The 9,425-nt window shown below is 49.8% G+C and carries 14 protein-coding genes; 12 read left to right on the top strand and 2 right to left on the bottom strand.

Annotation, left to right across the window (positions count from 1 at the left end; all coding sequences use genetic code 11):
• Positions 1-76: 76 nt before the first annotated feature.
• The 5 genes from rpsP (at position 77) to BN3772_RS31610 (ending at position 2,368) form a co-directional block, all read left to right on the top strand.
• Complete coding sequence (gene rpsP, locus BN3772_RS27655; protein WP_086074789.1) at positions 77-289, top strand: 30S ribosomal protein S16; 213 nt, start codon at positions 77-79, stop codon at positions 287-289.
• 22 nt (positions 290-311) lie between these two features.
• Complete coding sequence (locus tag BN3772_RS27650; protein WP_019910364.1) at positions 312-542, top strand: KH domain-containing protein; 231 nt, start codon at positions 312-314, stop codon at positions 540-542.
• 91 nt (positions 543-633) lie between these two features.
• Positions 634-1,158 (top strand): ribosome maturation factor RimM, encoded by a 525-nt coding sequence (gene rimM, locus BN3772_RS27645; RefSeq protein ID WP_042177592.1) that lies wholly within the window; start codon positions 634-636, stop codon positions 1,156-1,158.
• Positions 1,158-1,952: a tRNA (guanosine(37)-N1)-methyltransferase TrmD gene (trmD, locus tag BN3772_RS27640; protein WP_042203600.1), complete on the top strand. Its 795-nt coding sequence runs from the start codon at positions 1,158-1,160 to the stop codon at positions 1,950-1,952. Before rimM ends, trmD begins: the two co-directional genes overlap by 1 nt.
• Positions 1,953-2,239: 287 nt before the next feature.
• Complete coding sequence (locus BN3772_RS31610) at positions 2,240-2,368, top strand: hypothetical protein (RefSeq protein WP_260509852.1); 129 nt, start codon at positions 2,240-2,242, stop codon at positions 2,366-2,368.
• 436 nt (positions 2,369-2,804) lie between these two features.
• Here the strand turns inward: BN3772_RS31610 and BN3772_RS27635 are convergent, their stop codons facing one another.
• Positions 2,805-2,993, bottom strand: coding sequence for a hypothetical protein (locus tag BN3772_RS27635; protein ID WP_042203589.1), 189 nt, complete (start codon positions 2,991-2,993; stop codon positions 2,805-2,807).
• 253 nt (positions 2,994-3,246) lie between these two features.
• On the opposite strand from BN3772_RS27635, the gene BN3772_RS27630 reads away from it, so the two are divergent.
• Positions 3,247-3,495, top strand: a complete 249-nt coding sequence (locus BN3772_RS27630) for an LSm family protein (protein ID WP_042177587.1) — start codon at positions 3,247-3,249, stop codon at positions 3,493-3,495.
• 59 nt (positions 3,496-3,554) lie between these two features.
• Here the strand turns inward: BN3772_RS27630 and BN3772_RS27625 are convergent, their stop codons facing one another.
• Positions 3,555-4,538, bottom strand: a complete 984-nt coding sequence (locus BN3772_RS27625) for a DUF4097 family beta strand repeat-containing protein (protein WP_042203587.1) — start codon at positions 4,536-4,538, stop codon at positions 3,555-3,557.
• A 253-nt stretch (positions 4,539-4,791) separates the two neighbouring features.
• On the opposite strand from BN3772_RS27625, the gene BN3772_RS27620 reads away from it, so the two are divergent.
• The 6 genes from BN3772_RS27620 (at position 4,792) to BN3772_RS27595 (ending at position 9,410) form a co-directional block, all read left to right on the top strand.
• Positions 4,792-5,079, top strand: coding sequence for a hypothetical protein (locus tag BN3772_RS27620; RefSeq protein ID WP_042203585.1), 288 nt, complete (start codon positions 4,792-4,794; stop codon positions 5,077-5,079).
• 150 nt (positions 5,080-5,229) lie between these two features.
• Positions 5,230-5,574, top strand: coding sequence for a 50S ribosomal protein L19 (rplS, locus tag BN3772_RS27615; protein WP_042177579.1), 345 nt, complete (start codon positions 5,230-5,232; stop codon positions 5,572-5,574).
• A 223-nt stretch (positions 5,575-5,797) separates the two neighbouring features.
• Positions 5,798-6,418, top strand: a complete 621-nt coding sequence (lepB, locus tag BN3772_RS27610) for a signal peptidase I (RefSeq protein WP_042203584.1) — start codon at positions 5,798-5,800, stop codon at positions 6,416-6,418.
• A 35-nt stretch (positions 6,419-6,453) separates the two neighbouring features.
• Positions 6,454-7,314: a ribosome biogenesis GTPase YlqF gene (gene ylqF / locus BN3772_RS27605; protein ID WP_042177573.1), complete on the top strand. Its 861-nt coding sequence runs from the start codon at positions 6,454-6,456 to the stop codon at positions 7,312-7,314.
• Positions 7,315-7,433: 119 nt separating this feature from the next.
• Entirely contained in the window at positions 7,434-8,105 is a 672-nt protein-coding gene (locus BN3772_RS27600) for a ribonuclease HII (RefSeq protein ID WP_280114402.1), read from the top strand.
• Between the two features lie 78 nt (positions 8,106-8,183).
• Positions 8,184-9,410 (top strand): hypothetical protein, encoded by a 1,227-nt coding sequence (locus tag BN3772_RS27595; protein ID WP_052380728.1) that lies wholly within the window; start codon positions 8,184-8,186, stop codon positions 9,408-9,410.
• Positions 9,411-9,425 lie beyond the last annotated feature (15 nt).

Below are 9,425 nucleotides of genomic sequence, written 5' to 3'. Positions count from 1 at the left end.
AGCAGAAGATTTCGTTGGAGTACGTGTCTCGTTTGGTGAGCTTGGAGATGTATATAAAGCGCCTTTCTACCGTGTAGTGGTTTCCGATTCCCGGTCCCCTCGTGACGGTCGTTTTATCGAGGAAATCGGTTACTATAATCCGATTGAACAACCGGCAGTAGTTAAGATCGATGAGGAAAAAGCTCTTAAATGGCTTCAGACAGGTGCACAAGCATCTGATACCGTTCGCAACTTGCTTTCCAAAGCAGGCGTGATGAAGAAGTTCCATGAGCTGAAGCAACAGAAATAATGACTGATTGCGAGGGTCCTCTATGGAAGAATTAGTTGGAGTTATTGCTAAGGCTTTAGTGGATCATCCAGAGGATGTGACGGTGCGGACTGTGGAGAAGGACCACCTGATTGTATATGAGCTCTCCGTACATCCTGATGATGTCGGTAAGGTTATCGGCAAGCAGGGCCGGATCGCCAAAGCGCTCCGTACAGTAGTCACATCGGCAGCAGTCAAGAGCGATAAACGCGTAACCGTAGATATTTTATCTTAACTGATACGCACAAGAAGGGGCTAGGGATAGTATATCCCGGCTCTTTTTTGTTCAAATATAGATAAATGATATTAATAAAGGAGTGGATTTAATGGCAGAAGAATTAACGGTAGGCAGGCTGGTCAACACACATGGCATCCGCGGGGAAATTAAAATTTTGTCCCATACGGATTTTCCGGAAGTAAGATTTGCACCCGGCAAAAAAATGATAGTTATTCCGGCAGACGGCAGTCCTAGATTCGAGGTTATTGTGGAGTCGGCAAGAGAACATAAGGGGATGTATATCGCCAAGCTTAAGGGCTACACCAACATTAACGAGATTGAAAAGTATAAAGGCAGTATGCTGAAGGTTCCAGGGGATGATCTGGTCGAGCTTCCGGAGAACGAATACTATTTCCATGATATCGTGGGCTGCGAAGTATATACCGATCAGGATGCGGACAAGCCGCTGGGAACGATTACAGATATTTTGCAGCCGGGCGCTAATGATGTCTGGGTAGTAAAACCTGCCAAGGGACAGGATATTCTGATTCCTGTCATTGACGATGTCGTGCTGGATGTAGATACTGCCGCCAAAAAAATCACGGTGCATCTGATGGAAGGGCTGCTGCCATGATGCGGATCGATGTGCTGACTCTTTTCCCGGAAATGTGTGAAGGGGTATTCAGCACAAGTATTCTGGGCAAAGCCCGTGATAAAGGGATCGTCTCGCTGAACGCAGTCAATTTCCGTGACTTTTCCGGTAATAAGCATAATACCGTAGATGACACGCCATATGGCGGAGGCGGGGGGATGGTGCTGAAGCCGGACCCGATCTTTGCAGCGGTAGAGCATGTACTGGGGATTCCTCCGGTTACGGCAGAGTCTCTTAAAGAGGACAATTCTGTTGTGGAAGAAGAGGCCCGGGTGAAGCCGCGGATTATTCTTATGTGCCCGCAAGGCAAGACCTATAACCAGAAAATAGCGGAAGAGCTGGCTAAGGAACAGCATCTGATCTTTATCTGCGGCCACTATGAAGGCTATGACGAGCGGATCAGAGAGCATCTGGTAACCGACGAGCTGTCGATCGGAGATTATGTGCTTACTGGCGGAGAATTGCCGGCCTTGACGGTTATAGACTCTGTAGTGCGGCTGCAGCCTGGAGCACTTGGCAATGAGACCTCAGCCATTACAGACTCGTTCAGCACGGGGCTGCTGGAATACCCGCATTATACACGTCCTGCAGAATTCCGCGGCTGGAAGGTGCCGGATATGCTGCTGAGCGGCCATCATGCCAATATTGAGCTATGGCGGCGTGAGCAGGCGCTGCAGCGAACGCTGGAGCGCAGACCCGATCTGCTGGAGACAGCTGAGCTGACGGCAAAGGATCAGAAGACGCTGGAGGCACTGAAGCAGCGGGAGCAGGCTTGAGCATATTTTTCTAATAATAGTCATATCAGACGTCTGTTTAACGTATATTACGTTGAGGAGGCGTTTTTTGTTATGTTCAAATGGTTATATAAATCTCAGTGGAGCAAATTCAGGCGCTGCGAGAGCAGAGATAAGAGACAAGATACAAGAGATAAGAGACACAGAAGCTTCACAAAAAAATGAGAGCAAATGTGCGTTGGTATCCTTATTTTAGGGTAATGAATAGAGGTGCCGTAATAATACTACTCCCGCATAAGCAGCTTAACTATCGAAAGGAATGAACACAAGTGACTACGAATACGCATGAACCGCTCAAGCCTGACGTGGACACTGTCCACAAGGAAGCGGAGCCGCTCCGCACCGTCAATGATATTATTGAGTTCTACACAAACCGTAAATCCAAATTCTCCATATGAATGACCCGGTAACGGATTCAATAAGGTAGAGGTTAACACAAAAGCTTTAAAGCTGTTCCCGGCCGGGTGCAGCTTTAAAGCTTTTTTTGGTGAGTCTGTGCCGCCGGTTGACGAATTTCAAATAACATAAAAAGAGACCGTCCGAAGACGGTCTCTTTACCCGAGGCGCTTTGTAAAACTGTGATCCGTATCCCGCGCCACCAAAGCTTGAGCTATCAGCCGTTGGTCCGGGTAAGGGATACGTTCAGCATATCATGATTGATGTGAACGCACCTCCTTTCCTTGTGCCAAGAGTATAGCATAGCCCACTTCGAAAATCTATAAAATTTAAACAATAATTTGTAATAATATTTTTGCCCAGTTATTCCGAACAAAAACCGCTTTCTGCAGGAGGGGAAGTCCTGAGGAAGCGGTTTTTGTTGTGTGAACTGTCCGGCTATTCTATAGTATTCCGGCTGCGTTTCAGCTGTATGATGCCGGTGACCAGGGAATAGGTTCCCACTGCCAGCAGGGCAACAATGGCCCAGGTGTAATTGCGCACGCTATAGGTGAGGGACGCGAACATGATGAAAATAGCGATCCGGAGGACCCCTTCATTCATAAATTTTCTGCTTGCTGCGCTCATGATTCCTGCCTCCTCATAGTAGTTGTAATAGTAGATGTACGAGTCCGAAAGCGTTTTACTATTTGTATTCATTATAAACCTTTTTCGCCGGAAAAGACACACTTTGTTCACAAGTAATTTATTTCACATTAAGTTCACATTCTTCGCTGAAATCAAAAAAAATATGGCTGCTGCCGTATACCTGTACCCCTGCCGTTGCCGCAATATCACGTCTCTCATAAACTACAGCAAACGAATGAGGAGGGTTATTCTGATGGAAGCTTATTACAACTGTCTGCACTGCAAAAACAAAAGGGTGCGGATCATGACTAATGACGGAAAAAAGCATGAAGGTATTATTGTCGATGTCGACCGGAATAATGTATATCTGAAAACAAAAGGCAACGGGCGGATGCAAACTTCGGCTTTTTATCCCGGCAGCGTATACGGCGGATATTACGGTTACGGCAGCGAGATTTTAACCTTGAGCTTGTTTACACTGCTGGCTATAGCTCTGATCTGACAAAAAAGCGGACTGTCCGGAAATTTCCGGCAGTCCGCTTTTAGTTATTGACTGTATTATTATTGTACGACTGATATAGCACCAATTTCCGTAGAAAGTGAGAGCAGCGGTCCGCCTCCGTTGTAATCCTGTTTGCCCTCTGCAGCTCCGCTGACGGAGCCTAACTCGCTCGACGCCTTCACGGTACACTTAAGCCCGGCGGCGAGGCTGGCCTTGATAGCGCCGATGTCGCTGCTGGCCTTCAGACTGCTGCCTGTCTCCATTCCTTCAAGGCTGAGGACGATGCTTCCTGTATCGGTCTGAACCTTCGATTTGCCGGTAATGACTGCATTCTTCAGTGTAATGGTGCCTACATCACTGGTAACATCGAAGCTGCCCTCGAGTCCGTTAAGCTCTATTGAACCGACATTGCTGGTAATGTCATAGGTAGTGATAGTGGCGGGAATTTCAATTACATAATTGATGCTAAACTCGGAATGGCCGTATTCCTTTTGAGCCCATGTCCAAAGGTCCTTATCCGGATTATCCTTGGAATGGGTGGAGACAGTGAGCCTGCCGGCTTCATTCTCAATAGAAACCTCTGCGTTATCAATGATCTTAAGGTCTGTTGTGCGCGTCACCGGGTTATGGGCAACTATTGTGGCAGATACATTAATGCTATCTCCCTGTGCGGAGAAGAGCTCTACCCTGCCTACCGCATTATCCAGATGAACCTTAGTAGAATTTCCTGCCGGAAGAGAGGTTGTAAGCTCCTGCTGCAGGGTGTTCTCGTCTATCTGTTCTGCGAGCTCTGCGGCAGTGTCCTGGACGGCTTCCTGCACGATGTCTGCTGCATCAGCAATTCCCTTGCCGATATCCTCTGCGGCCCCGCCCAGATCCATACTTAATGATTCGATAAAGCCTGTGCTGCTGTTACTGGACAAGCTTTCTTCAAGCTGCTGATCAGCTGCTTCCTTACCGGGAAGCTCGCGGCAGCCGGTAAGCAGAACAAGCGAAAATACGGTGACGGCCGCAACAATTGCTGTGTTATGTTTTTTTCTCAAAGTATAGTCCCTCCGGAAAATAAAGTTTCTAAAAAGCTTATGTATACCAATAGTATATATTATGGTAAATAATTGGATAACAGGCTGTAGGCGGGTTGTTCACTGGACCAAAGTCGGGGGCGGGCGGATAACTGTATATTGAACCTTTTTTATGGTAAAATGGCCTAAAGATTATCTGTCATGAGCAGCGGAGCTTGCCGGCAGAAGACCGTCAGTCACGCGGCCATTAAAGGTCAAGGGAGCGGATGAGCGAATGCTATATGCAGCCTTAATTGTAGTGTTGCTTGTTATTGTTGCTGTTTCTTTCAGATCCCGGAGCCGCAGCAGCAAGCCGGAGGGGCCGAAAGAGGGTACAGCCAGTAATGTTATATCCATGGACAGACACCGCAAAGCAAAGCAAAGTGCGGTAGAGCAGCCGTGCTCTTCCTGCAAGAAAAAGAACGGCAAGCTGATTTTTTATGCCCAGGATGACGGAAGTGTAGTAGGGCTGTGTAAAGACTGCAAAATGAAGGCTAAGAAGAGGGATATGCTGCCGCTATAAACTGCAAATAATGATATTGCACTTGCCTATATTTTGTGATATTATTATTTCTGTTGTGTGGAATACGGTGGTCCGCTGCGGATAATGAGGGAGAGCAATGGGTCTCTCCGGAAGAGGCAAGAACACCTGTACGGAAGGAGGAAGTCCTAAATGAATATCCTACAAGCTATTACACAAGAGCAACTTCGTAAAGATATCCCTAGTTTTCGTCCAGGTGATACTTTGAAGGTGCATGTAAAAGTTATCGAAGGAACTCGTGAACGGATCCAGTTGTTCGAAGGCGTTGTAATCAAACGCCGCGGCGGTGGAATCAGTGAGACTTTTACAGTTCGTAAAATCTCTTACGGTGTTGGTGTGGAAAGAACATTCCCAATCAACTCGCCTAAGATCGAGAAACTTGAAGTTGCCCGCCGTGGTAAAGTTCGCCGTGCGAAACTGTACTATCTGCGTGATCTTCGCGGTAAAGCAGCAAGAATTAAAGAAATCCGTCGCTAGAATTAGCGGCAAAGAAAGGGGCTTGAATTCAAGCCCCTTTCTTTATTCTTACCGGCATCCCCGGTCCTTTTATACAAAGCCAGACTTGAACATATATGCCTTAGGATCAGCTTCTTCCGAAAAGGCCTCCTGAAGGAGTATTCGTGGAGGAGTTTTTGGCAGGAGTTTTTTTGTTGTATAGTGGATGTATCGTGAGAGTAGCATAAAGAGAGGACGGTGAACTATGCAGCAGGATTTGCAGCAGGGACAAGGGGACGCACTGGACGAGAGCGGCCAGCCCCCCCAGAAACAGAAAAATGAAGTACTGGAATGGATTAAGGCGATTGCAATTGCATTGGTTCTGGTGTTTCTGATTAGATGGCTTTTGTTCAAGCCGTTTATAGTCGACGGACCTTCAATGCAGCCGAATTTTCATACAGGTGAACGGGTTATTGTAAATGAAATTCTGTATGATATCCGCTCCCCGCAGCGCGGTGAGGTCATTGTGTTCCATGTGCCTTCTGAAGGCAGAGATTTCATTAAGCGGGTTATTGCGGTAGCCGGAGATACAGTGAAGGTTGAAGGGGATGTTGTTACAGTTAACGGCGAGCCTGTTGACGAAACGTATATCCAGGAAGCTATTGATCTCAGACACGCCAATAACTCCCTTTATAATAACAAAGACTTCCCGAATGAAGAGGTTCCCGACGGTACTGTACCGGAAGGGCATATATTTGTTATGGGAGATAACCGTTCTGACAGTACGGACAGCCGGATGATCGGCTACGTACCGCTGGGCGATATTGTCGGCCGTGCAGATCTGATTTTCTGGCCGGTCAAGGATATATCTATTATTAACCACTAAATTAAGCTGACAGTAAGTCAGAGGAGGTGACGGCAATGGCCATTCAATGGTTTCCCGGTCATATGACAAGGGCTAGACGGCAAATTGAGGACAAGCTGAAGCTGATTGACGTTGCAATTGAGCTGCTCGATTCCCGCCTGCCGCTTTCAAGCCGCAATCCGATGATTGATGATATTTTACGCGATAAACCCAGATTAATCATTCTGAATAAGAGCGATTTGGCCGATCCTGAAGCGACACGCAAGTGGCTGGCTCATTTCAGAGCTGAAGGTCATGTAGCCCATCCGGTGGATGCTTCTACAGGGACAGGCATTAAGGGGATACCTGAACAGGTCAAGCTGCTGCTGAAGGAGAAGATTGACCGGCAGATTGCCAAGGGAATGAACCCGCGGGCGAACCGTGCACTCATTGTCGGCATCCCGAATGTCGGCAAATCGACGCTGATCAATAAGATGGCGGGACGCAGTATCGCCTTGACCGGCGACCGCCCGGGTGTGACCAAAGGCCAGCAGTGGATTAAGACGGACGGCACACTGGAGCTGCTTGACACTCCAGGGATTCTATGGCCGAAGTTTGAGGACCAGGAAGTGGGTTACCGTCTGGCGATTACGGGAGCGATTAAAGAAGAGGTTCTTAACGTTGAAGATATCGCCTATTATGCGGTGAAATATCTGATCAAGGATTACGGTTCACGGTTCCAGGAGCGCTTCGGCATTGACAAGCTTCCTGAGGATGTGGAAAATCCGGACGAAATTGTGGCTGTTATGGAGGCTGTCGGCCGTAAGCGCGGCTGTCTGATCAGCGGCGGCCGCGTCGACTTGGAGAAGGCGTCCCGGACGCTGCTGCACGAGCTGCGTGCCGGTAAGCTGGGCACATTTACGCTGGAGACACCGTAAGGTTAATTAGAGATGAGGGCCATCCGGATTACCGGGTGGCTTTTTTTGTTGGCGGGAGAGGCGGCCGGTCTGATTATAAGGATAAAGAAGGATGACCCCGGAAGTCCTCGTATGATAAGCTGGATGAACAAAGCAAGAAAAATGGACATGGCGGTGGGGAGAAAATGAGCAGTATAGATATGTTAAGTTTTGAAAAAGCAGGCTGGGAGCAGTCGTACCGCCGGATAGCCGGTGTGGATGAAGTGGGCAGGGGCTGTTTGTTTGGGGATGTAGTGGCTGCGGCGGTTATTTTGCCGGAGGGCCTGATTATAGACGGAGTGGATGATTCAAAAAAATTGACGGCCAAAAAGCGGGATGCCTTGTACGAGATCATTATGGAACAGGCGCTCGCAGTCTGTGTGGGTCATGTGGAGTCTGCAATTATTGATGAAATTAATATTAAGCAGGCTTCTAGATTGGCGATGAAAAAGGCGGTCGAGGGCTTAAGTGAGGCTGCAGATTATCTGCTTATAGATGCGGAAAAGGTGGACTTGCCGCTGCCGCAGCAGGCGATTATAAAGGGGGATGCCAACAGCCAGTCTATCGCTGCAGCGTCGATTGTCGCCAAAGTTACAAGGGACCGGCTGTGTGAAGGCCTCTGGGAGGAATTATATCCTGACTACGGCATCAAAATACATAAAGGCTATGCGACCAAGCTGCACCGGGAACAGATTGTTTCACTTGGACCGACCCCGATGCACCGGCGCAGCTTTATCGGGAAAATTCTGGCAGAGCAGCAAACCTTATTTTGAAGCGCCAGGCTTTTAAGAAATGGCCGGCAAATGTCGATATAGAAGAAGAGAAGAGTTATAGAGAGAAGGAGGTGCGGCATGAACATCGGGTCGTTGTTCCGCGGACTGCTGGGCGACAGCAGGCCGGGTGAAGCTAAATCACTTGAACTGAAGGAAGGGCAGGTTGTCCGCGGTGTAGTTCAGAGTGTATCGGAATCCGGTAAAGAGGCGGTTGTACAAATTCAAGGAACCCCTGTCCGGGCTGAGCTCGAGACTCCTCTGCAGCCCGGCCAGTCGCTGACCCTGCAGGTTGCGCCTCCCGGAGAAGGCGGGCTGCCGGTGCTTAAGCCGGTGTCGCTCGGTGAAGCTGCTTTACTCTCGCCGCAAAGCATGGGCGAAGCGCTGGAAACGCTGGGTCTTAAGGAATCAAAGGCCGGCAAGGAGATTATCCAGGCAATGCAGTCCGGAGGGCTGCCGTTGACCAAAGAGAACGCCGCCAAGCTGGATGCTATTATGAATGCTAAACCACAGGGAGTTCCGACATCGGAATGGCTGGAGTCGGCAGTTCTTTCGGTAAAACGCGGGCTGCCGGTTACAGCTGAGAGCGTGAGGGGGCTGCAGCAGGCGGTTTTCGGGCCGAAGCTGCATGAGCTGCTGGCTAAGCTGGAAACGGAGCTTGGAGCATGGGTGCAGCAGGAAGAGGAAAAGGGCAACGGAAAGGCCGGTGGACCGGCTGTAGCTGGCCATGCCGGGACGGAGGGTGCGGTAAATGAGAATGCATCCGGGCGTTCGGTAACCGGGCCGCGGACGGCGCTGGGAGGTGCGCAAGGGGCTGCTAACGGTCTGGCAGAAGATGCTGTGCTGCCGGCAGAGAATGAAGCCGGAGAAACTGCTGCTGCCAAAGGCGCTGGCGGCAAGGAGCAGGCTGGCCCGGGTCGTGGAGCTGACGGAACACAAAATAACACTGCGGCCCGTACCGCAGCAGAAACGGCAGCCACAGCTCTTGATTCGCAGTCTGCGGAAGCCGCGGAGTCTGCCGGGACAAGCGGCAGGCCAGTGAAATCCGGCGGAGCTGCCGAGGGAGCAGCAGCCGCTGCAGGCACCGGGAATGCAGATGACGCAGGAAGTGCGAAAAGCACAGGGAATGCAGAAGGTGGAGGAAGTGCGAAAAGCACAGGGAATGCGGAAGGCGCAGGAAGTGCGAAAAGCACAGGGAATGCAGAAGGCGCAGGGAGTGCGAAAAGCACAGGGAATGCGGAAGGCGCAGGGAGTGCGAAAAGCACCGGGATTGCGGAAGGTGCAGGGGGTGCTAGCGAGCACCTGTGACGCTGCCGACGAATG

This window comes from Paenibacillus camerounensis (genome assembly GCF_000723885.1).
Taxonomy (GTDB): domain Bacteria; phylum Bacillota; class Bacilli; order Paenibacillales; family Paenibacillaceae; genus Paenibacillus_AQ; species Paenibacillus_AQ camerounensis.
The sequence above is the reverse complement of the archived record's forward strand: the minus strand, read 5'-3'. Positions and strand labels throughout refer to the sequence as shown.